General features: G+C 59.3%; 23 protein-coding genes and 1 pseudogene. 8 read left to right on the top strand and 16 right to left on the bottom strand.

From position 1 onward, the window contains the following. Positions 1-71: 71 nt before the first annotated feature. Together C464_RS15770 and C464_RS15765 are read right to left on the bottom strand one after the other, a co-directional pair. A complete protein-coding gene (locus C464_RS15770; protein WP_006114762.1) occupies positions 72-473 on the bottom strand; it encodes a PIN domain-containing protein in 402 nt (133 codons plus the stop codon). A 2-nt stretch (positions 474-475) separates the two neighbouring features. After that, positions 476-742 (bottom strand): hypothetical protein, encoded by a 267-nt coding sequence (locus C464_RS15765; protein ID WP_006114761.1) that lies wholly within the window; start codon positions 740-742, stop codon positions 476-478. Positions 743-1,127: 385 nt separating this feature from the next. Here C464_RS15765 and C464_RS15760 point away from each other — a divergent pair, with 385 nt between their 5' ends. Both C464_RS15760 and C464_RS17725 read left to right on the top strand, forming a co-directional pair. Next, entirely contained in the window at positions 1,128-2,378 is a 1,251-nt protein-coding gene (locus tag C464_RS15760) for an RNA-guided endonuclease InsQ/TnpB family protein (protein WP_049911269.1), read from the top strand. A 57-nt stretch (positions 2,379-2,435) separates the two neighbouring features. Continuing rightward, positions 2,436-3,284, top strand: a pseudogene (locus C464_RS17725) (RNA-guided endonuclease InsQ/TnpB family protein); the annotation flags it as partial. Between the two features lie 577 nt (positions 3,285-3,861). Here C464_RS17725 and C464_RS15750 read toward each other — a convergent pair. Then, a complete protein-coding gene (locus tag C464_RS15750; RefSeq protein WP_006114758.1) occupies positions 3,862-4,065 on the bottom strand; it encodes a hypothetical protein in 204 nt (67 codons plus the stop codon). A gap of 650 nt (positions 4,066-4,715) precedes the next feature. Between C464_RS15750 and C464_RS15745 the strand changes: the two genes are divergently transcribed. Next, positions 4,716-6,224 carry a DUF7289 family protein gene (locus C464_RS15745; protein WP_006114757.1) on the top strand — a complete coding sequence of 503 codons (1,509 nt, stop codon included), beginning with the start codon at positions 4,716-4,718 and terminating at the stop codon, positions 6,222-6,224. Between the two features lie 68 nt (positions 6,225-6,292). Here the strand turns inward: C464_RS15745 and C464_RS15740 are convergent, their stop codons facing one another. The 5 genes from C464_RS15740 to C464_RS15720 are packed head-to-tail and all read right to left on the bottom strand — an operon-like array spanning position 6,293 to position 9,468. Continuing rightward, positions 6,293-7,048: a DUF7289 family protein gene (locus C464_RS15740; RefSeq protein WP_006114756.1), complete on the bottom strand. Its 756-nt coding sequence runs from the start codon at positions 7,046-7,048 to the stop codon at positions 6,293-6,295. After that, positions 7,045-7,530 carry a DUF7266 family protein gene (locus C464_RS15735; protein ID WP_006114755.1) on the bottom strand — a complete coding sequence of 162 codons (486 nt, stop codon included), beginning with the start codon at positions 7,528-7,530 and terminating at the stop codon, positions 7,045-7,047. Before C464_RS15735 ends, C464_RS15740 begins: the two co-directional genes overlap by 4 nt. Next, positions 7,527-8,450, bottom strand: coding sequence for a DUF7261 family protein (locus tag C464_RS15730; RefSeq protein WP_006114754.1), 924 nt, complete (start codon positions 8,448-8,450; stop codon positions 7,527-7,529). The genes C464_RS15735 and C464_RS15730 overlap by 4 nt, the downstream gene beginning before the upstream one ends. After that, complete coding sequence (locus C464_RS15725) at positions 8,447-9,070, bottom strand: DUF7288 family protein (protein WP_006114753.1); 624 nt, start codon at positions 9,068-9,070, stop codon at positions 8,447-8,449. The genes C464_RS15730 and C464_RS15725 overlap by 4 nt, the downstream gene beginning before the upstream one ends. After that, a complete protein-coding gene (locus tag C464_RS15720; RefSeq protein WP_006114752.1) occupies positions 9,064-9,468 on the bottom strand; it encodes a DUF7287 family protein in 405 nt (134 codons plus the stop codon). The genes C464_RS15725 and C464_RS15720 overlap by 7 nt, the downstream gene beginning before the upstream one ends. 710 nt (positions 9,469-10,178) lie before the next feature. Here C464_RS15720 and C464_RS15715 point away from each other — a divergent pair. Then, positions 10,179-10,607: a hypothetical protein gene (locus tag C464_RS15715; RefSeq protein ID WP_049911266.1), complete on the top strand. Its 429-nt coding sequence runs from the start codon at positions 10,179-10,181 to the stop codon at positions 10,605-10,607. Positions 10,608-11,421: 814 nt separating this feature from the next. Here the strand turns inward: C464_RS15715 and C464_RS19445 are convergent. From C464_RS19445 to C464_RS15695, 6 genes are all read right to left on the bottom strand, one after another. Beyond that, positions 11,422-12,174: an IS200/IS605 family accessory protein TnpB-related protein gene (locus C464_RS19445; RefSeq protein WP_204366001.1), complete on the bottom strand. Its 753-nt coding sequence runs from the start codon at positions 12,172-12,174 to the stop codon at positions 11,422-11,424. A gap of 87 nt (positions 12,175-12,261) precedes the next feature. Next, positions 12,262-12,741: a hypothetical protein gene (locus tag C464_RS19440; RefSeq protein WP_204366000.1), complete on the bottom strand. Its 480-nt coding sequence runs from the start codon at positions 12,739-12,741 to the stop codon at positions 12,262-12,264. Continuing rightward, a complete protein-coding gene (locus C464_RS19890) occupies positions 12,738-12,872 on the bottom strand; it encodes a hypothetical protein (RefSeq protein WP_275039725.1) in 135 nt (44 codons plus the stop codon). The genes C464_RS19440 and C464_RS19890 overlap by 4 nt, the downstream gene beginning before the upstream one ends. Before the next feature lie 565 nt (positions 12,873-13,437). Continuing rightward, a complete protein-coding gene (locus C464_RS15705; RefSeq protein ID WP_239640242.1) occupies positions 13,438-14,451 on the bottom strand; it encodes a CPBP family intramembrane glutamic endopeptidase in 1,014 nt (337 codons plus the stop codon). 364 nt (positions 14,452-14,815) lie between these two features. Further along, on the bottom strand, positions 14,816-15,127 hold the full coding sequence (locus tag C464_RS15700) for a DUF7521 family protein (protein WP_006114750.1): 312 nt from the start codon (positions 15,125-15,127) through the stop codon (positions 14,816-14,818). 1 nt (position 15,128) lies between these two features. After that, positions 15,129-15,470, bottom strand: coding sequence for an ArsR/SmtB family transcription factor (locus C464_RS15695; protein WP_204365999.1), 342 nt, complete (start codon positions 15,468-15,470; stop codon positions 15,129-15,131). 634 nt (positions 15,471-16,104) lie between these two features. On the opposite strand from C464_RS15695, the gene malA reads away from it, so the two are divergent. The 4 genes from malA (at position 16,105) to C464_RS15675 (ending at position 21,196) form a co-directional block, all read left to right on the top strand. Beyond that, positions 16,105-18,093: an alpha-amylase MalA gene (gene malA, locus C464_RS15690; RefSeq protein ID WP_049911263.1), complete on the top strand. Its 1,989-nt coding sequence runs from the start codon at positions 16,105-16,107 to the stop codon at positions 18,091-18,093. A gap of 165 nt (positions 18,094-18,258) precedes the next feature. Continuing rightward, entirely contained in the window at positions 18,259-18,924 is a 666-nt protein-coding gene (gene tenA / locus C464_RS15685; protein WP_006114746.1) for a thiaminase II, read from the top strand. Continuing rightward, the gene (locus tag C464_RS15680) at positions 18,921-19,682 is read left to right on the top strand and encodes a TenA family protein (protein ID WP_006114745.1); all 762 of its coding nucleotides are present in this window, start codon (positions 18,921-18,923) and stop codon (positions 19,680-19,682) included. The genes tenA and C464_RS15680 overlap by 4 nt, the downstream gene beginning before the upstream one ends. Beyond that, a complete protein-coding gene (locus C464_RS15675) occupies positions 19,676-21,196 on the top strand; it encodes a sodium:solute symporter family transporter (protein ID WP_049911261.1) in 1,521 nt (506 codons plus the stop codon). Before C464_RS15680 ends, C464_RS15675 begins: the two co-directional genes overlap by 7 nt. Before the next feature lie 15 nt (positions 21,197-21,211). On the opposite strand, the gene C464_RS15670 is transcribed toward C464_RS15675, so the two are convergent. Then, entirely contained in the window at positions 21,212-21,760 is a 549-nt protein-coding gene (locus tag C464_RS15670) for a hypothetical protein (protein ID WP_006114743.1), read from the bottom strand. Between the two features lie 4 nt (positions 21,761-21,764). Further along, the gene (locus C464_RS15665; RefSeq protein WP_006114742.1) at positions 21,765-23,096 is read right to left on the bottom strand and encodes an NRAMP family divalent metal transporter; all 1,332 of its coding nucleotides are present in this window, start codon (positions 23,094-23,096) and stop codon (positions 21,765-21,767) included. Position 23,097 lies beyond the last annotated feature (1 nt).

Here is a 23,097-nt window from a genome sequence, read left to right as displayed (position 1 = left end):
GTTGAAATCCTTTTCTTCAGACATTGACCCGTCTGAAACAGCTGTTCGCTGAAGAGTGCGTACTGACAGAGTCACTCCGAAAAAGCGGATTCCAAGGGTGTACGGTCGAGGCCGACAGTGTCGTAGTCCTGCTCGGTCGAAAGAATGCGCTCCTCGCCGGTTGTGACGAGTCCGGCATGAAGTGCGTCGAATGGTGTGAGCTCGTACTCATCGAGGAACGCTGCGGCGGCCAGAACCGCGTCCTCGTGTTCTTTTGGTACGATCGGAACTAGTTCGAGCAGGTTAGTGATTGCCCGCGGCGCGTCGATCTCATACTCGGCAGTCTCACGGTCGTAGAACAGCACCAGTACCTCGGCATATGCGAGTATCGATGTGTGAATGTCGTCGCGCTCGTCAAGGGCGCGGATTGCGGCCTCCTGAAGCCAGTCATCATCCTTTAGCAACGCCGTGAGAAAGTCAGTTTCGACGTACACAGTTACTCCTTACCGGCCTGTGACCGGGCTTCTGCTTCCTCTCGAACCTCTCGAGAGATCGCCTCACGCGCGTCTGCTTTCAGATCGGCGGCTTTCGTATCTCCGAACGCATCGCCAACGGCAGCTCGGAGCCCCGCTACCGGGTCCTCGTCGACGGGGAAGAGGGCGACATGACTCGGGAGTTCGACAATGCGATACTGGTTACCGAACTTCTCTCGGACATCTTTTGGGAGGTAAATCCGCCCTCGTTCGTCCGTTGATTTTGACATGGTGTACTAGCTTATCATACAGGAAGATTCAAAAATCTTCCCGTTATTATAATAGATTTCACGTCTCTCTTCCTGTCTCTACCTGTACCGACCTCTTTTACCGGCTGTTTGTCCCATACGGAACGATTCGTGAGTCCCCTGTACTGAGCGAATCGATTCTGGAGATAATTCTGTGCGAAATAAGCGCTGTGTATTCAGCACCACCCAAATGATCTCCCCGGTAGCTGTCAACTCGGGCGTGCTGACTATCTTTCTTCGAGGAGAGAATCCCGCCGTTTACGGCGGGAGTGAATCCGACAACTCCTCCACAGTCCACCGCCGATAGCAGGCTGGATATTCCACGCTAATCCACACCATTAACTAACTACTTCTACATAGGCTATGTATGGCGATTCAGGTCACTCGCACCTACGTTGGTTCCATCCGGAACCACCGACAGGTCTGCGAGGGCCTCGGCTCGCTCGGAGACTCCGCCTCCAAGATTTGGAACGTCGCACGATGGACAGCCGACCGTGTATGGGACGCCACTGGTGAAATCCCAGATGGGGGCGTGCTGAAATCGTATATGAAGAACCAGTCGTGCTGGAAAGACCTGAATGCGCAATCCAGTCAGAAAGTCATTGAAGAACTTTCCGACGCTTTCCAGTCATGGTTCGATCTGCGACACAAAGACTCAAAGGCGAATCCCCCCGACTACCGTAAACACGGCGACACGCGACCCAAGAGTACGGTCACGTTCAAAGAAGACGGGTTCAAACACGATCCCCAGAGCAACAGGGTCAGACTCTCCAAAGGCTCGAACCTCAAGGAGCATTGGTCGGACTTTCTACTCTGTGAGTACCAGACCCGACCAGACGTAGACCTCTCAGAGGTCGAGTCCGTACAGAACGTTCGCGCCGTCTGGAACGGTGATGAGTGGGAACTACACTTCGTCTGTAAAGTCAGCCTCGAAACCAACGACTCCGCAGGCGACGGCGTGGCGGGAATCGACCTTGGTATCAAGAACCTCGCCACGGTCGCGTTCCCTAATGAGTACGTTCTGTATCCCGGCAACTCACTCAAGCAAGACAAGCACTACTTCACGGGTTCTGAGTACGACACCGAGGGAGAGAACGGACCATCAGATCAGTCGATGTGGGCGCGTCAAAAACTCGCAGACCGCGAAACCCACTTCTACCATACGCTCACAAACGCCATCATCACCGAGTGTGTCGAACGTAGCGTGGGGACGCTCGCGGTAAGTTGGCCCAAAGACGTGCGCGATTCAGACTGGGGCAAGACCGGTAACAAGAAACTGCATACGTGGGCGTTCGACCGCATCTACCAGTACCTCGCATACAAAGGCGAGATTCGCGGTGTCGAGGTGCTGAAGGAGAACGAGTGGGACACTTCGAAGACGTGTTCACGGTGTGGTGACGACACGAAGTCGAATCGGAAGCACCGTGGCTTGTATGTGTGCCAGTCGTGTGAGTTGGTAGCCAACGCAGATTGCAACGGGGCGGAGAACATGCGTCAGAAGATAACTCCGAGTCCTCACGGAGAGGATAGGAGTAACGGCTGTGTGGCACAGCCATCGACACACCTGTTCGACCGCGAAAGCGGGACGTTCAACACGAGAGAACAGCTCGTGTCGTAGACCAGCAAATATCCCAACGCGGTACGGGAAGCCCCGTCGTTCACGACGGGGAGGATGTCACGGCTCTCAAAACTCGGAGAAATTCCGCTCACCTTCCACCGCGATCTTCCCGACGACGCTGAAATCAAGACCGTCACGGTAAAACAAGAGCCGACCGACAAGTGGTTCGCCATCTTCGGTGTCGAAACCTCTGACGACCCGCCTGCGAAACCTGAGAATCCCGAGAAGTGTGTCGGTATCGACGTGGGGATTCTCAAGTACGCCCACGACACCGACGGAACAGCTGTCGAATCGTTCGATCTGTCCGATGAACGTGAGCGGTTGGAACGCGCCCAACGCGACCTCTCGCGGAAGGAACACGGTTCCGCAAATTGGGAGAAACAGCGCCGTGTCGTGGCTGAGCGTTACGCCGATTTGAAGAACAAGCGGCGGGACTTCCTCCACAAGCTCTCAAACTACTACGCCCGCGAATACGACTTCGTGGCCGTGGAGGACTTGGACGCAAAGGGCTTGATCGAACTTCCGGGCAACTCGCGGAACCGAGCGGGAGCGGCGTGGGGAACGTTCCTGCGGATGCTCGAATACAAGTGCGAACGCGAAGGAACGTACTTTGTCGCGGTGAATCCTCGTGGGACGACGAGAGAGTGTGCGTCCTGCGGCGTTTCGACCGAGAAACCGCTGTGGGTGCGCGAACACTCCTGTCCGGCGTGTGGGTTCGAGGCGGACAGAGACGCGAACGCGGCGTGGAATATTCTTTCTCGCGGTATCCCAAAGCGGTTAGGAGCGGGACGCTCCGAATCAACGCGTGTGGAGACTGCGCTCCCTGTGGATACCTCGGCATCGGTAAAGCGCGTCGTGGAAACAGGAAGCCCCACCCTCAAACGCGAGCCGTCAGGCGAGCGGTAGGGTGGGGTAGTTCACGAATATGGCCCCCGATTCCCTCCTCAGTACTGAGACGAGGATAACGCTGATATTCATGTTTCTTGGCCTCACAGCGTGGTACTTGACAACAGAGTACGCTAATAGCGATGTGTTATAGCTTGCGGCGTTATTCGGCATTGGGATTGTGCTCCCAACGTTGCTAAACGAACGACGACGGTACTCACAGACGGAGTGACAGATCCATAGTCTGCGTTCTGCATCGCTCCAAGGAATCAACACGAGAACGTAGTCAAATCGCAGTCACAGAGCACAAATTGACTGATATGTACTCTCCGTCATTGGACTCATCACTGTCGCCTTAGTCGACTCGTGGGAAGCATATTCTGTGAGAACAAGCCGTGGAGACAATCCACTTCACGCTAACACGAGGGGTGACTCCGACCAACGGTTCGGTCTCCGTTGCGTCCCACGGCAAACATTCGGTGGCCGATTCCACAACGAAATACTCGAAAACGGGATTCATACTCGTTGGTCAAACGAGAGGACAAGCGCGCAGCAAACGCGACGCCGAGTCGGCAGTCAGACCGTCTCTCAGTCGCATTTAGTACGGCTGCCAAATATATACGATCGTGCCGTACAGCATGGCACAGAAAACACCGTAAGCGATGGCTTCCGCAGGTGAGTCGTCAAGTAACACCGAAAGAGCGGACACGACGGTAAGCCAGAGAAACCCGTGGAAGGCGGCGGTTTTTCCACGCTCGGTGATCTCTAAAACACCGGTTGACTCCGTCTTTTCCGAGGGCATAATTAGCAATAAGCGGGGAATTAGTTTAATATTGGTGACGGTGGAGATCGATACGATAGCGCCGGCAGCGGAGGAGGGTCGGGTTACCCGACCGGGAGGCGTCAAAGCGGGGGGTGGGGGGAGCGACGGCGAAAGCTGGGGCGCTCCCTTCGAGCTGCGTCATACCGATGGCACGCGCTCGGAAGCCAGATACTTCATTGGAGCCGCCTCGGGCCGGCGGCTACCTCAATCATATTGCCTCTTGAATATCAAGCCCGTAGCAGCGTTTCAAGTTCCGAAACACGATCGTGACCGATGCTGTGGGGACACCGAAATACCAAGCAGAATCGGATTAGTCCTCATGCTTCAGCAATCCAGACAACTTGGTATTGAGGATACGAACCGGATTAATACAACCTACGGCCCTGAACAGGTTCAGTTCGAAGCCGGATGCGAAATGGCTCGCAACGCTACTTCAGGCACACTCAGGACGGTTTGGATCGGAGATAGCTGTACTGTTTTAGCGTGCCTGCCGTCGTGCGATACTGAAAAGTGGCCACTAAGTGTGGTTATCACTCTCAATACTTTGGGCGAAAGATTATCACTTTCAGATATACGAGAGCTGAGTAACGTCCGTTGAAACGGCTGACACCGGGCAGTTAGGAGTACTCATGATCCCGTCCACGCCCACCCGACGACAGGGACGAGGCCAGTCGAATCTCATCGGGTTCGTCCTGCTGATCGGGATGATTCTCGTCGCGGCGTCGGTGACCCTCTACTTCGGGTCGGCCATGGTTGGCGACCTGAAGGGCGAAATTCAGGGCCAGGACGCGGAACAGACGATGCGGGAGATCGACTCTAGGCTCAGTGAGGTCGCTTTCAGCGACAACCTAGAACACACGCTCGCGTTCGATCCCAGCGAGGGGCAATCGGTCCGCATCGCGGACAACGCCGAGATGGTAATCGAACTCAACGGAGGCCCGACCTGCACCCCATTCGTGATCCCAATGGGCTCGCTACACTACGAGAGCGAGGGTCAGTCGACGGTCACCTACCAAGGCGGGGGTATCTGGAAGGAGACATCGAGTGGCAACGTGATGATCTCGCCGCCCGACATGGAGTACAAGGACGGCACGTTGACGTTCCCGTCCGTGAACATCAACGGGAGTGCCAGCGGTCAGGTGCGGACGCTTCAAGCAAAAAAGAACCTCGAATACTCCCGTGAGCGGTCCCGCGAGTACTCGCAGCTGATGGAGAACTGCTCGAATGCGTCGAGGATGACCGTCACCGTCGAGAGTCGCTACGCCGACGTGTGGGGAAAATATCTCGAGAGCGAGGTCTCGTCGAACTCGACGTATGACCTCGACAACACCAATCCAAACAACAACTCAGTGACGGTGACAATCTCCGAGGGCGTCAACTACGGAGTCGGCGGCGACGACAGCGAGATCAGCGTCACGGAGAACGCGACGGTCTCTGCGACGGCTCTCGGGACGGAGGTGTCCAGCGAGTTCCCGTACTACGGCGGCATGGCAAAGCGGTGGGCCCCCGTCACTATGGGAATCGTGACCGACGGCGAACAGACGCGCCCGTGGCCTGACGGCCCCTACGATCCCGGCAGTCCCATCAGTGCCGAACAGAATCTCAACGAGCGAGGGACGCAGCTCTCAGAGTGGACCCACGACTTCGAGGTCGAAGGAGGAACGACGGTGTCACTCCGGGCGACACAGTGGTCGTGTGCCGACTACGACTACGTGGGGGCGGACGTGTACGACGGGTCGTACTGGTATCACTACAACTGCGACGACCTCGGGTCACCGAACGTCCGTACCGACGCGTCGGCCGGCGAGAACCCGGAGAACGTCCGGGTCCTGAAGGACGGCGACGAGATGCCAGTGATAGAGACTCGGTACCGTCAGCGCAACGCCGAGGAGGTTCTCGGCCCACTGCTCAACGAGACCGGCCATCTACAACTCGAGGACAATCAAGTGGTGTTCCTCTTCGAACTCACCGATCCGGACGCGACGTGGGTGAGCGCGACCGACGACATTGGCGACCCGAACTACAACGACGCGATCGTGCTACTGGAAATAGAGGATCAGGAGGGGAAGGAGGTCGCCGGTGGCTTCGAGATTCGGCTGACGACCAACGAAGTAGTCATCGAGGCCAACAGCGAGTGAATTGTTCATGAGCCATAGACAGCCCCGGCCCGGCCCATTCGCCACCGAGGGCCGCCGTCGTCGCCCAGTCACCGCAGAAACTCAACTGTCACCTTCGTCGTCCGGACGACGACGGTGTCGGCCTCGCAAGTGTAGCCCACTGCCGTCTGGTTCCAGCCATCACGCTCTTCGAACCAGTTCTCCCACCCTTCCTCGTGGCGCGACTCCTCAACGCGAATCGTCACGTTACGGGCTGCGTCGGCCTCGTTGACCACGGTTCCGTTCTCCTGTCTCGGGTAGTAGATTCCGGAGTCCTGCTTCGTCACTGTGACCAGAACCGACCCTTCTCCGCTCGTTGACGTACGGTTGCCGCGCGGATCGATCTCGACCAACGAGACGATCGCCCTGTCGGCTCGACATGTCACTGTTGGTGCGCGCGCCATGAATCCGAATTCGCCATCAGTCCGGAGGACGGCCCCGTTCTCGTAGCTTATCTCGGTTCCTTCTTTTTCGTACGAAAGCGATCTGGTCCGAACGGTCACCGGGACGGTCGAGTTGTTAAGCCCTACCACCACAGTGAACCTCGCGGCGCGGTCCAACGACAACCGTCCCCCCGAGAGTCGAAACTCACCCGCCCGGGTCGGCGCGTTCCCCCGCTCAATGTCGCGGAAATTCTCTGCGAGCACCGTCATCGCTCGCTCGGTGTTGTGCATCTGTTCCGCCTCCTGTTGGTCGGTGATCGCGGCGAACCCGCCGGTGTATACGACACTGACGGATAACAGGATTATCGAGAAGGACAGGATGAACCCGACCAAGTCGCTCACGGCACGTTCGTCTGCGATCATGACCGCGCCTCCGCCACGCGGACTGCGGTCCCGTTGTGAACGAGTCTGAGCTCTCCCCCGAGAGCGCTCGACTCCACGGTGTCGATGCCGTCACGGACAGCGATCACGACCGGAGTCTCAGTCGTTCGTGCGTCCAGCACCAGACAGGCATCTGTTCGGCAGTCGCTGTGATTCGACGTTAGCCGTACCCGGTAACGGGTGTTGACGACCCGCTCGGGATGTGACGTCTCGACGGTCATCGTTGAGTTCGTCGACTCGGCGGCGCGGTCTAATGCCGTGAGTTCGGTCCCGAGCCGTTCCCCGATCGTCGTGAGCTCACCCTGTACCGCACGTTCGCGTTGCGTCTCGACGGCGCCACCTGCGGTGATAATGAGGCCGGCGATCAGCACGGAGGTGATCCCCATCGTGAGCACGTGTGTCAGCGCGACTGAGACTCCGCGCCGGTCTTCCAGAAGCCGTTCAGTCACGTCATTTCTGTTCATCCTGAACCATCTCCGAGGGGGACCGTAATCTGCGACTCCGTGGATACCTTGTCGCTCACGTAGTTGACATCGACGACGACCGTCGTCACCTCCCGGCTGACGTACGGCTGTCCGTTGGTCGGGTCCGGGTGGAAGTTCCCAGTGTTGACCCCGCTGACTTCGTCAACGACGATGCTGTACGTGCCGTTTGACTGGTGGCCGTCGTTAACGTGTAGGTCGTACGGGGCCGTTAGCCCCGGCGCGAACGCAAAACTCTGGGTCCCGTCAACCGCGCCACCGGTGACGTTTAGCCGAGTTGCGTTCCCCGAGACCGTTGTTGTCGTCGTGGTTCCGTTGTCGTACGTGACGGCGATGTCGACGCCCGGTGACCCCCGACTGACGTTCAGATACCATCTGCCCCCGCTGTCGCCTTCGACGATGAACGCGGTCGGCGACGTCGAGCTCTGAGGTTCAACGGTGACCACGAACGGAGTGGACTCGTTGAACGTCGCGTTCTCCACGAGTGTCCAGTCGCTCTCGGTGGTGTTCGAAACGATGTCTCGAGAGCGGTTGCCTTGTCGGAGTACCTCTCTCCTGAGCGTAGACGCGCTCTCGTTCAGCGCAATATCGAGATACGCTGGGCGCCGGCTGACAGTCTGTTCTGCCCTCGTATCGCCGTACGCCTTGAGAGTCGCGTTCAGTTCGTAGACATCGACGTGACGGCCCGGCTGCGCGAGTCGGTCGGTGAGTCGAACGACGTCCGTCTGGACGACTTCTAACTGTTGGCCCACTTCTCTCGTCTCGTCCAGCGTATCCCCGGGGTTGGTATTCTGCGTGTAGATCGTGGAGTTCAGTACCACGACGAGGGCCAACAGGCTTGCCGCCATCACGACCGCCCCCACGAGCATCAACTGGCCGCGGTCATCGAGCTTTGGGGTCACCAGACGACCACCCGTATTTGAACCACGTTGACGAGCGTTGGGTCCTCTAGATCCTCGGCATAAAACTCTGAGGCGTTCTCCTCAAGATTGCCTCCGGACGGGTGTGTCAAATTCATGCCGTCGTGGAGCGCTACCGAACGGGTCGCGCTGACCGCGTTGCGGCCCGGGGTTCCCTGGACGAACAGGGGTTCCGTCTGCGTCGTTTTCTCCTTCGTCTGGTAGTCGAGATACACGTTGTAACGGTAAAACCGAGAATTGAACGTCTCCTGAAGCAGCTCACAGAGCGTGAGCTTCTCACCGTCCGCGGCAGTGGGGCATTCCTGGCTCACTCGCCAGTCCGACCATCCCGACTGTCCGCCTGTGACGTTCCAGAACAGTGCCGCCTCTCGGAGCGTGCCACGCTCATGAGCGGCCGTGAGCACGTCGTCAGTCTGCGTCCCCAACTGCGCCATCGTGTCTCGGTCGATTGTCCCCGCTGTGGTCGGCGTGATTACGACCGCGGTCGTCGCTAGCAGCAGCGCCGTGAGGACCAAGACCGCAGAGACCACACCCTCGAGAGTGTACGCCTGCCCACGGTCATCGCCAGAACCGAGCCGATGGTCCAGCGTGCGATCTACCATAGCCTCACCTCGATACGACAAGTTGTCGTGCAGTTGTGGTTACCCACGTAGCCCGTTTCGGGCACGACGATCCGGGTCGCGGCGGCCGTGGACTCGCCTCGGTATGACGGACCGATCGCATGCTGGACTCCTCCCGTCCCGTTCACCAAGGTCACGTTCACCTCGCTCTGTTCGGACGTCGGGATCCGGTCCAGATTCGACTCGTTTGTAAAAAACGCGTCCGTCTTGGTCCCGTTGAGGACGTTCTCGGAGTCAGACTGGGTGATCTCCGCAAGCACTTCGGCGGCGTATCTGTCGGCCTGTGCGGTCTGGGAGGCGTCGACCGGCGCGGTGAAGGGGGTAAAGAGGGTCGGAATGAACGCCACGACAAACGCGGTCGTGAGGAGAAAAATCGACACTCCGATAACGTAGTCCTGGAGCGTCTGACCGCGACGATCCGACCTGAATCGTTCCGAGGTGCGGGAAGGAGTCACTTCGAGTTACCTTGCTATCGTATTACGGAGGGTGTACGCGTTCGTTGGGATAGTTGCTACTAATACACGTTCAAGCTCGCCTGAGCGGCGGGCCCATTTTTAAGATTACCTTCTGTACGTAGTAGTCCATTAGCTGAAATTTGGAAATAGAGGACACGTAAATCTTGCTTCCAAAGTATCAATAGTGGTAATTTATTCGACGATCTGTGGTAAAGATCCTCCCAACATCAGTGGGTCGCGTCGACACGCTCGAGGGTGAGTTAGACCGCCGCATACCGGTGCCGATTGATTAACAACCTGGCAAGGCCGTATGTCTCTTTCGTCTCGCCCGGCTCGGATCCCGATGACAGTCGTCCGCCCGTTGTAACAGCGCCTCAAGTGGATCAGATATCCAGGCGGGATCGGTAGTATCGAAGACGTGGTCAGTCACACTCCGCAGTGTTTCTACGTCTGAGACACAGAGCAGGAGGTATAGGATACACGAGTGATCGCTCAGTATGACGGATGACTCTCCAGCGAACGGACCTGGCTCAGGAACGAATAGCGCGAGGGCCGTGTCAGAACCGGGCACCAAATTAAGTCGGGGCTACGTCTGGCTTTTACGGAACGGACTCTACGTCGAAGCCGGGATTGCGGTGACGGCGATCGTCGTCGGAACGATCGCACTGCCGTTTCTGGTCTTTGGAACCTTCGTCGCACTTGGAGGAGAAGGATCGATACTCGCTGGGGGAGCCATCATTGCTGTCATCTGTACTGCTCTGCTGCTCTGTTTAGCCGTCCTACTGCTCGTACATGGATATCTAGAGGCGACTAATCACAGAGTGCCGTTCACCGGGGACGGCGACGCACGTACGCTAGCGGTCGACGGTATTCGAACAACGGAGATGATCGCTGCCGGAGTGTTCATCTGTGGACTCGCGGCGGCGCTCGTGCTGGTTGCCGTGCGCGGTGAAATCCCGACGGCGCTCCCGTTCATCGTGATCGTGGCCGCCATCGCACAATCGGTAGCGGTGTTGATACACGCGACTGGACGGGCTGTGTCATATCTGCTTCGCGATGGCTGAAAGGCCGCGGGTGATCGCTCACGACCGGTCTTATCAGCCTACTCGTTGATATGGTTGACAGCAGCGTCGGTTGCCTGTGAGATACCGGGTTGGAGGAAGTCCCACTGACCGCTGAGCGACGCGGGCTGTCCGAACGTGATTGCCTCAGGAGTGTCTGACTCTTCCGTTCCACCGTCGATACCGTCTCCGTCACCGGCCCCTCCATCGCCTCCATCACCGCTCTCCCTCCCAATCCGACGCAGCCGGAGAGGCCCGCGATCCCGCCGGCCCCAGCGATGGTGAGAAACGCACGACGGTCTGTGTGAGTAATGTTATCAGGCGATATCTGTAGTAGAACCACGAGTGAGATTAAATAAAACTTGTGGCAAGTTTGGATAACAATACTGAGATAATAAAGAAGCGACTGAGGTTTCAACCAATTTGAAGATCGTTTACTAGTGAAGGGTTTGCTATCGAAGTGAAATGAGGGGCGGTTGAAGTGAACAGTGAGTTACGAGATGCCGTCGAAGCCCACAGCCACACGCCCAAATTCCGATCGAGAACTGGGGGTGAAGAATACGCCGAGCAGTTATCCGCCTCAGACGGTTCAGTCAGAATCCATGTCGTTCCAGACAACGAACCGAAATCTATCGACGATTACCTGCTTGCCGACCACAGCCCGTCATTCCTGATACTGTACCGCGGAGCGCCACATTCGCGCCCTGTATTCAGCACGCCGTTCCTGACAATGATTGACTACGTGACATCCTCGCCCGGCGTAAACGCCAGGGCATCCACACCACGTGGAATACCAGCAACCTGCTGGATTGAGGTTTCAAGACGTGTTCGCGTCACTGGTCTCTGGCTCCGCCCCCGCTCTCACCGCTGGTGAGCTAGACGAAACCTTGTCATCAAGAGCCCGCTTCTCAGACGAGAGTCCCTCACTCAGTGACGTGTCTTCGTGGGCCTGCCACTGGCCCCCACTCCGAAGCGAGTCATTGCCCACCCATTTCACAGGCAAGCTCTCTCCCCACGGATTCAGCCGATTGGCTATATTCGCAGCCGCGTTCAAATCCGCTTGATACTCCGACACCCAACACGCTTCATTCGTACACTTGAACGTACCCTGATGCGGCCTGTATCCGAGGTGCTGACAGGTGTAGCACGTCTTCGACGTGTAGTGCGGGTACACGTATTCTACAGGAATCCCGCGCTCCGCTGCCTTGTCCTCGATTCTCGACTGTAATCGAGAGAATAACCACTTGCCGAGGCGTCGATTCCAGTATTTCCCGATGTCCTCGTCTGTGATACCTTCGAGGAATTCGAGGACGATGACCGGCTTCTCGAACTGGGTTGTGTATTTGACGGCTCTATGTGAGGCTTTCTCTATTTCGTCTTCGATGGCGTCTTGCCACCGCCCCCACACGAGGTCGTCGAGAAGCTTCGACGCGTAGCGTGGTTTCAAGCGGTCTTCAGCGGATGCTTGTTTTTGTCGGAGGTCTCGGACGCGACCACCATCCACGAATAACGGGTCGACGGGCGTGTCGTCTCGGAGGGCACAGCCCACCAAGAGCTTGGATTCACCCACGTCGAATCCGATTGGTGTCACGTTGTCGCTCTCACACGAACACGAATGGTTTGGTTCAACTTCGTAGTTCGCCGCGACGTGTAACACTCATCGACTACCCTCACGTTGTAAGCGGAGTTGTCCCGCCCACACACTGTCGTCTTCGTCGTCAAGCAGTGCGTGCCACCAGTCTTCTTGCTCTGGGTTCAACTGGAGCGGTATCCAGAAGTTCGTCCCGCGACCGGGGAGCGGGACTTCCCAGCAGATTTGGTGGTGGCGGTCTTCGTTAAGATCAAAGACAGCGGCGGTGTTCGCGTAGCGGATTGGATGAGTGTCTGCGAGTTGTTTCGCGTTGTACGTATCCTCGTCTAAGAGGTTGGGGACGTATTTTTTGAGTGCGTTTTTCGAGTGCCAGTTGAGGTCTTCATCGCTGACGACTTCGTTGACGGCACTCATAGTGTTACACTGGGTTTCAAAACTCTCGTGGAGGAGCGATTCGTATCGCTCGTGTTCGCTGTGGAGCTTGCGTTGCTTGTGCTGAGTGGGTGGGGCAAGATACGCTTCGAGCGTCTTACACTCTTCACTCATTTGTCAGCGCCGAGTCCTTGTTCGACGAGTTCGGCGTAGGCGAAGTCCATTCGCAAGCCGTTCTCACGAGAGTATTCTTTGACTCGTTCGTGGAGGTCGCTTCCACGTTCGATGGCGATGTCAACTCGCATCCAATATTTGGTACGTTTTCTCGTATCTTAAAGATTCGTAGGCGTGGGGTATTCAGAGTGCTGTCGCTCGTGGGTACCGTCGTGTTTTGGCGCGATTCACGCCCGCCGTAAACGGCGGGATTCTCTCGCTGATTAAAGATAGACGATCAGGACGTTACCTACATATTCTGTACTGAGCAATCACTCTCCCACAGACCGGCCTCGGTTTGCGCCGCATTCGCGCTCTGTATGTATCACGGCCTCAACGAACTATCAGCGACTAAGGATTTTACCAAAGCTGTCTCTCGATGTGTTAGAATCCTACAGAACAACTACCTTTGTTCAGATCCGAACAAGGCGCGCGGGGTCGGAACTACTTCATTCGGCCCACTTTGATTCGGTTTTGTATAATGACCAGCCGATTATCGAGACCGCAACAGTCGTGCCAATCGCTGTGGGAACAGCGCCACCCGACCCCCACGACCATCCGAAAACTAGGTAGCCGACAACAGCAACCAACGCCACGATACCCCCGATAATCCTGACCGCTGGAGGGTCTGAGCGTCCTCCTCCAAGCATCTGTAAATTACTCACCTCCCAAATACGTTGACGACAGCCGCGACCTGAGGTCGCCGTTCCGGAAGATAACGTATCCGACGGTGAGCGCAGCAACAGAGAGTACCGCTGCGCCATTGACCAGACCGTACACCTGTACGAACTGTGACGGGCCGGTGAACGCCGGCCGGATCAGCATTGCTATTTCCGGGGCCTCACGGACGTTCGACAGGCCGTAGATGTTGTTCATCGCGAAGTTGATCAAGAAATGGAGTCCGATCGGCAGTGCCAGCGAGTCGGTCCATACGTACGCGGCGCCGAGGAGGAGCCCCAACACCATCCGAAATCCGAACGCTCCCATTGAGCCCGGGGAGTGCCCGATAGTGAATACCAACGAGGACGCCACCACTCCTGCCACGACTGCGCCGCGGTCGGACAGCCATCGACTCCGGAGTCCTTCGACGGCACTCGTCAGAATGACGCCCCGAAAGACCAGCTCTTCCCAGAAGGCCACAAACGCCCAATTGATTGTGAACACTCCGAACGCGACGGCGAGCGGCAGCACGTTCGCGCCAGCGCCACCCGAGAACAGCTCGGAGATGGTCACCCACCCGGCGAACAGACTCACGGGGAGTGCCACTGCCATCCCCGCCAGAGAGATGACGCTGCCAGCGCCGAAGTCCTTCAGCCACGACGGGGCGAACGCGAGTCCGTAGTCGGTCAACGGTCGCCGGTCAACGTACTTCGCGACGCCAACCACCACGAGGAGTCCAGTAAGAGCAGCGATCAGGTTGGTCACGACTGAGGACACCGACGGCGGGAGCTCGGTGCCCGCCAGCGCCAGCGCCGGGAGTACAAAAATACCCACGAGTGCGGCCATGTACACTCCGAGGACGCGCCAGAGTGCACGGGGGCGATTCTCGGTTCGATTCCACAGCACGGAGACGACCTGTCCTGTGATTCCATCGCGATCAGTTCGCCGGTCGGCATCGGTCGACCGGGATCCGGTTCGTTCGAAGTTGGTGTCAGAATCTGCTTCGGTCATCGACACGTCGGTGTATGGACGCGTTTGAAAAGGCGGATTCTCCTGGCTTCACTCGCTGAAGCTAACCGGTGTGGCACAATTAAATAGGAATTCGCACACGCGCTCGTTCGCACGGAGCGTACGACGACCCGAAATCCACGGACCAGCAGTCGAAGGTGATACCCAGATGTCACTGCTCATCACAGACGACGAGTCCGGACTTGGACAGTGAGGACTAATACTGACGGTACGACCGGGGCCACTGATCGATTGCTGTCTCCCATCGAACAGAGACAGTCTGACCCGCTTTTTTGCCGTCGCGTTACCACGCTCGTGTCTGGCAGTATGACTCTACCCGGGTTGTGGGTTCGACAGGCCGACAGTGTTAGTCACGGCGTGGCATCCACAGCCCGTAGAGAATCAGGCACAACCCGATGAACTCGGGGATCTGAATAATGGTGTTGAGAACCGGGGTTGGAAGTTCCAGTAAGTAAATCAGTACCAGAGCCAGCGGAGCCTGTACGAACAAAACCAGCATGAAACCGACCGCGATGTACAACATCGGACGGCTTTGGTTTTGCTGATATGCCGTGTAGGCGAGATAACTAATCGCTAATCCGAGGATCATCGGGACTAGTTCACTCGCCTGACGAATGGTTCGTAGCGTGTCGAGATCGATCTGGAGTATGTCGAGCATATCAGCTACCCTCTACGAACCGTGTGAAGCGGTCGGCCATCCACTCCCGACGTGAGACCGTAATCTCGAATCCGTCCTCGCTGAGATCGAGTTTAATTCCATCGAGTTCTGTCCGATAAAGCTTGTAATTCTTTCCGTCGGTGACTGGCTGGATGTCTTCTGCAACCAGGTCATACTCGCGGAGCCGTTCGAGTCGCCGATAGACTGTCGGCTCCGAGACCCCGGCGCAGTCGCTGAGCTCTGCGGCCGAGCAGGGCTCCTTCTTGGCCTCGATGAGAATCGTGCGTACACACTCGTCACCGAGTAGGTCTGCGAGCGCTTCGGGATCTCGCACGTCGGACACCGTAAGCGACCCATTCTTTGTTTCGTCAATATAGGTTATGCCGTTCTGGGCTTTCTGTCTGGCTTCAGTTAGAGAAGCCGTAAGAAGCTACAATCCATATCCGCGCTCACGTTTCGAGTAGGATGTCGAACAGACAGACACGCACGCCGACAAGCGTACTCCTCCCAACCGTTTCTTGGACCGGCACCTGTGATGAAGTCGCCGCACAGTTGAGGCCTGAAGACGAATTGCTAATCATCCACGACGACGGAGACGATCCGGTCTCCGGTCGAAAGCACTACCGGAGAACGTTCGGTTGATCCGTGCTGGCGACCCTGTTGGGTGATTCTTCAGTCCCCTGTACTGACCACATCCAGGTCAGAATGGATCATTTCCTGAGGATTTCAACAGAGCCGAAGATCTAACACACCCTCGGTTGACGGCTTCCGCCACCGATCCCCGGAAAAAACCGGAAACTTGTCCCTGTTGTCACAGATATTATCAAATATCAAGAACGAAACCATATCCAAGAAACCCGCGAAAACGACGTGAGCAATGACTCTTGACACAAGTGTTAATCAGAGACAACAATTATGTCTATTTACTATCATTTCCGAACACCTATAACTAATGTTGCCGAGTCAACACGTGACGGATGGATCACCCAGGCCCGCCGCAGTTCGCTGCCGTCGGTGAAGTGGTACAGCTAGCCCCTCGCGACCCAGAGACCGAGGCCACGTACCGGTGGGCGGTCACTGAGGCTCCGAGCGCAAGCGAGGCGACCGTCGGCGGTGAGGCCGTCGAAGAGTTCGTCCCGGATGTCCCCGGTCGCTACACGGTGACGCTCGATACGCCGGTCGAGAATTACGACCTGACGATCCGAGTCTTCCCAGGCGATCACAGACCCACCGGTGAGGGAGCCGAGACCGCCGGCGCCGCTAGCAAGAGCGGGTACAGTGGGAGAAGCGGGAAGAGTGGCTATAGCGGCAAGAGTGGCTCAGCCCGAAAGAGCGGCGGAGAGAGTGGCTTCGCTTCTGGGTCCGGATCTGGAGCACGCGCCGAACCCACCGAAGATGAGGATGGACGCCCGCGTGTCAGGCTCGACGCAGAAATCGAAGGTGACGAGGCCGTCGTCCGGGCGACGCCGACGCCACACCCAGACTCGTCGCTTGACGCTGTCGATCTCGACGTGGAGTTCCTTCTCGACGACCGGGATGATGTAACCCGTGAGGATGCGCCAGTCGACGACCGCGAACTCCGGGTTCCACTCAACGAGATCGACGACCAAGTGCGCATCCACGGGGTCGCCGTCGGCGCGAGCTACAGCGTCGCTGACGCGGTCAGCGTCGATCGGCTCGGTGACGGTGCGGACTTCGGCGTCACCCGACTCAACGAGCCGCCCGGGTGGGCCACGGACAGCACACTCTATGAGATCTACGTCCGCGGCTACGCGGACGACGACGAGGAAGCCGAGACCACCTTTGAGGCGCTCGAAAATCGGCTCAACTACCTCGACGAACTCGGCGTCGATTGCCTGTGGCTCACGCCGGTGCTCCAACACGACGGCAAGCCCCACGGGTACAATATCACCGACTTCTTCGCTATCGCCGACGACCTCGGTACCCGTGATGATTACGAGGCGTTTGTCGACGCGGCTCACGACCGCGGGATGGCGGTGCTCTTTGATCTCGTGTTGAACCATTCTGCACGTGACCACGAGTGGTTCCAAGACGCCTATCAGAATCCCGACGCGCAGTACCGCGACCGCTACGAGTGGCAGGAGTCGGGCGAACCGGGCACGTATTTCGACTGGGAGCTGATCGCCAACTTCGATTTTACCAGCCTCGAGGTCCGGCGACACCTTCTTGACGCGGCCGACACGTGGGCTGAGGTCGCCGACGGCTTCCGCTGTGACATGGCGTGGGCGGTCCCGGAGTCGTTCTGGAAGGAACTCAGAGACCGGCTCAAATCCGAGGACCCCGAGTTTCTGTTGCTAGACGAGACAATCCCATACATCGCCGACTTCCATGAGGGAATGTTCGACATCCACTTCGACACCACGCTGTACTTCATGCTCCGGCAGGTCGGCTCCGGCCACGAGCCTGCGGAGTCACTTCTCGACGCGGTCGAAGGACGTACGCGCTCCGGCTTCCCCGATCACGCCGCATTCATGTTGTATCTGGAGAACCACGACGAGACGCGATACGTAGTCGAATGCGGCGACGACGCTGCGAAGGCCGCCGCCGGCGCGCTGTTCACCCTTCCAGGAATCCCGATGTTGTACGGCGGTCAAGAGCTGGGACAGCGAGGTACTCGCGACCCGCTCGCATGGGGTGATGCGCGTGAGGAGATCCGGTCGCACTACGACGACCTACTCGCGCTTCACGATGACCACCCGGTACTCGGGGTTGAGGGCGAGCTCGTCGACGTCGAGTACGAGACGGAGAATCCCGACGATGTCGTTGCCTTCGGCCGCAAGGACGGGGATGCGGGCTACGTGGTCCTCCTCAACTTCGGTCCCGGAACGGCAACGGTCGGAATCGACGAGACGGTCGATGCGACGGATCTCGTCTCGGGGGTGTCGCGAGCGGCAGAAGACGGACTAACCGTTGAGGATGTCGCGGTCTTCGAGACGACGGGGTGAAATTGTTCTTAGATCTGCCTACACGCTGGCGCCGCCGCCGCCCGAGTCGCTGCCTGCGGCAGTCAACACAACGGGTCGCGTATCTGCTGCTAGGGCTCGTATGATATAACTGGGTTGTACAACCTGATGATAACACTTTTGCGGTTCTCCGTCTAGCGTCCGGATGTGACATTCACCGACGAACTTCGTGAGGAGGCTGACACCTACTGGTCGGCGATTTTCGATCACCCGATGGTGCGCCGACTCGGGGAGGGTACTCTTGAGGAAGCGCCGTTCCGCCACTGGGTGCGCCAAGATTACGTCTACCTAGTCGAGTACAGCCGGCTGTTCGCGCTCGGCGCTGCGAAAGCGCCAGATCTCGAACGCATGGGCCGGTTCGCGACGTTGCTCGAATCGACTGTGAACACGGAGATGGACCTTCATCGATCGTATGCCGCCGAGTTCGGCATCGACGAGGATGAGCTGGCGGCGACCAATCTCTCGCCGACGACCCGTGGGTACACAGACTTTCTCATCCGAACGGCCTCCCATGGAACATTTGGTGACCTCGTTGCCGCGCTCTTGCCCTGTATGTGGGGCTTTAACGAGACTGGAACGCGCCTCGCAGCGGGTGGGGTGCCGGAGCACGAACAGTACGCAGCCTGGATAGAAATGTACGCTGGCGAGGAGTTCACCGAACTCACAACGTGGTGTAAAGACCTCATGAACGAGGTGGCCGCAGAAGCCAGCGACGCCGAGCGGGATCGCTATCGCGACCTGTTTGGGACGTCAGCCCAGTACGAGTACCTGTTTTGGGATGCCGCTTGGAAAGAAGAGAGGTGGCCGCTATGACGACGCAGAGATCGGACGGGACGGATGTCCCCGTCGACTTCGAGACGTACGCCACGGCGGCGGAGGGGGATGTAGAGGGCGCACGATTCACTGACTGGCTTCGGGCCCGCGCGGAGCCGCAGTGGTCGGCCGCCATCGAGGGCCGGTTCATCAAAGAGCTGATCGAGGGGACGATAGCCGACGACGTATACAGCCGCTACCTCCTCCAGGATTACTTGTTCGTCGAGACGCTCGTCGGTACGTTCGGTCACGCGGTCGGGGAGGCCCCGACGATGGCCGCGAAGTCGCAGCTCGTGACATTCATGGAGACGCTGACCGCCGAGGAGAATGACTACTTCGAGCGGTCGTTCGACGCGCTCGGCGTGGCCGAGGAAACGTATGTCACCCCCGAAACGACGGCCACAACCCGTGCGTTTCAGGACGTCCTAGAGCGGGCGGCCCGCGAGGGCGGCTATGCCGAGACGCTTGCGGTGCTCTTGCCTGCCGAGTGGATCTACCGAGAGTGGGCGACTACAGCCGACGCGTCGCCCGAGCCGTTCTATCTCGATGAGTGGATTGATCTCCACGCGAACGAGGGCTTCATCGCGTTCGTCGACTGGCTGCGCGAGGAACTCGACCGCGAGGGCGCGGCCGCATCCGATCGCCGACGCGCACGGCTCGACCGGCTGTTTCGGCGGACAGTCGAACTGGAGGTCGCGTTCTTCGAGTCGGCCTACGATGCCGACATTGGGCACAATCTGGGTGAGAATGAATGGTGACGACGACAGCTACACTTGGGCTCGTCATGGCGGTGCTTGCCGGGAGCGCTGCGATTGGGGTGTGGTACTCCCGCGGTCAGGTCGGGTCGGTTGAGGATCTAATCACTGCTCGCGATTCAATCGGCGAGCGGCGGATGACGGGGACGCTAGTGGCGTCGGTAATGGGTGTCTGGATACTCTTTTCGGCGCCGGAGGCCGGCGCGAGCTTCGGAATTGCTGCGGTCGTCGGCTACGCTGTCGGCGAGGCGGTTCCGATGCTCGCGTACGCCCGGATCGGGCCGCAAATCAGAAAGCTCATTCCGGACGGTCACTCGTTGACTGAGTACGCCCACGCGCGCTACGGGACCGCGATGTACGCGTTCATCCTTGTGGTGTCTGCACTCTACATGTTCGTCTTTGTGTCCGCCGAACTAACGGGAATTGCGGGTGCGCTCTCGCTCGTCGCCGGCGTCCCACAGTGGCAGACGGCCGTGTTGGTCGGCGGCGTCGTGCTCCTCTACACAGGCTACGGCGGCCTCACGGCGAGTATCGTCACAGACACGGTACAGGCATTGCTCGTGATTCCCCTACTCGTGGCCACGTTCATCGCCGTTCTCGTAACTGTTGGTGGGGTTGGCCCTGTTTACGACGGGGTCACCGCTGCGAACCCGGCCTTGCTTGACCCCGGGTTCATTCCGGGCCTACAGTTCGGACTCGCGCTCTCGTTCGCCATCCTCGGTGCGGAGCTGATCAACCAGACCTGGTGGCAGCGGGTGTACGCCGGCGAGAGCGACGACGTCGTCCGCCGCGGATTCCGGACGGCGAGCGTCGCGAACGGTGTGCTCGTGTTCTTAGCGGCCCTGTTTGGCATCGTCGCAGTCGGCAGCACGGATATCGTTACCAACGTGACGAGCGCGGGCTACAATGCCGATGTCGCACTGTTCGTGCTCCTTGAGGAGGCCTTCCCGGAACCGGTCGTCCTCGGGGTGACGCTGCTCGCGCTGCTGCTTGTGATCAGCTCCGTCGATACGCTGTTCAACGCGTTGGCGAGCCTCGTCGCCGTCGACTTGGGGCGGCTCACCGCAACGGACGATCGATGGCTCCTCCTTGCCTCTCGCCTGTTCACCGTCGCTGTGGCGCTCGCAGCGGTCTACGTCAGCCTCCGGGCCCAGAGCGTGCTTCGGCTGTTCTTCTTTGCGGACCTGCTGGGCGCAGCCGTCGCGTTCCCACTCGTCTACGGGCTCTACTCGGAGTCGATCACTGGCCGCGGCGCGCTCACAAGCAGTGTCAGCGGGCTGGCTGTCGGGCTGGCGTACTTTCCCGATCTCCGCGGCACGCTCGTGGCGGTCCCGGTCCTCGGCGATGCACTCCCCGCGGCGGATCCGTTGTACCTGACCTCCTTCGCGGGCGCATTCTGCGTCTCAACCGCGCTGACACTGGTCACAGCGCGGCTTTCAACCTCGGCGTTCAACCTCGAAGGCCTCGCCGGCGAGATCGGTCGTATCGACGACGACCCCTCGGAGCCGGCCGACTGAGGACGACTGGCCCGCTTAGGAAAGTTCGACGATCCGATCGGCCCACGCCCGGAGTGAGTGTAGTGCCGCCCGCTCGTTTTGCGAAACAGAATCCTCGCTGCCGAGTTCGTCGCTCTCGAAGGCGTTACACACGGTGACCGACGCGCGGTCGCAGTAGTCGGTCAGTGCGTCCGCGCGGTCGGCGTTCGCTTGGAGCGCAATAGTCGCATCGTTGACAAAAACCGCCGTCGGATCCGCCGGGGCCGCCGCAAGCACACGGAACGCGCGGTCGGCATTCCCGTGAGCGAGCTCAAGTGCGCCGTCCTCATCGTCGCTCTCGGCTCGTGGGGCGTCGGCCTCCACGATTCCGTGGAAGGCACCGTCAGGGACCGACGTGAACCGGCTCAGCTGTCCACCTAGAACGGTCCCGTCCCGTTCCAGTTCGGGTGCAAACTCTAGGACAACAACACCCGACGGCCCATTCTGTCTGACCCAGCGGTCGAGGGCTCGCGCCGTTAGCCGGGTCTTGCCGACGTTCGAGGGACCGAGGATGAGCGTCTCGCCCTCCTCGAAAACGTCTCGCATCGGATCACCCGGGCGTGCGGTCGGCGCGTCGCCACCCGGCTGCCCACTCACGCACGAGCAGCGCGAGTAGTGCGAGCGTCGCGAGACCCAGCACGACTGCGAACAGGGTGACGAACGCGGGAATTGGGGCGAGCCCGTCGGTCAGGGTCGCCGCAGTGTCCCGGACGGCGTTGGCCGCCGTTACACTTGTCACACCTAGTAAGATGACGCCCGAGCCGGTCAGGAGTCGTGAGGGAGGCCCACCAGGTACGTCGTACAGGAGATACAAAACGAGTGCGAGGACGAAGGGTGTTCCCACAAGTCCGAGTGCCAACGCCTGAACGAGCAATGGAATGAAGCTCCCGCCGACGAACGCGCCCGCGGCCGAAACCAGCGCCGTCCCGGCCAACAGCGCCCGGTACCGGCCATCATCGATGGTGGTTCCCCATCCCAGCTTGTCCGCGAGCAAGAATGGCGGGACCACCGTGTTGCCGCCGAGCGTAGAAACGGCAGCGCCGAGAATGCCGACGAGGAACAACGTCACGGCCGCGCTCCCCGCTACAGGCACCAGCGCTGCCGCGGCCGCGGCGGCCTGTGGGGCGACATCTCGGCCGCCCAGCGCCCCGGCCACAACCAGAAAGATGGATAGGCTGTACAGCCCGAACGCGACCAGCATCGATGCGCCAGCGTCGAATCGCGCCAGCCCGTAGTCGTCGCTACCCCACTCCCGGGCCCGCATCGTGTACGTGTACATTGTGACGAGCGTAATGTGGACGGCGCCTCCGAGCACACCTGCGACGGTGACTGCCGCGCCCGGCGGCGTTGTGGGCACCAGCCCTGCCGCGGCGGCGGCCGGGTCCGGCGGGACAACCACGAGTGTCGCGACGAACACGAGTACGACGGCCGAGACCACAACTTTTGCCCCGATTTCCGCGACTCGGTACCCACCGCCTGCGAGTCCGACCACAAGTACGACTGCCCAGAACACACCCCAGACCGGCGGAACTAGGCCGAACAGTGAGGCCGACACGTCCGCGAGCCCTTTCATGATCAGCAACTGGGCCACACCGGCGACGATTACGGTGTCAACAACGAGCAGCCACGCCCACCACTTGCCGAGGCGGTCCTCGACGCTTCGGACGATTCCCCGCTCAGTAGCTGTCCCGAGCCGGGCGGCCAAAAGCAACGCGACGAACCCTGCTGGCGCAGACAGTACCACAACCCACAGGAGGTCGTATCCGTAGCCGACACCAGCGGCCACGAGCGCGCTAATCGTGGCCGGACCGGCTGCGATGGCACCCGGGAGCCACGCTGGCCCCATGCCTGAGAGCTGCTCATAGAGGCGGGTGAACGCCATT

Source organism: Halorubrum coriense DSM 10284, assembly GCF_000337035.1.
Taxonomy (GTDB): domain Archaea; phylum Halobacteriota; class Halobacteria; order Halobacteriales; family Haloferacaceae; genus Halorubrum; species Halorubrum coriense.
This window is presented reverse-complemented; position numbering and strand designations above follow the sequence as displayed.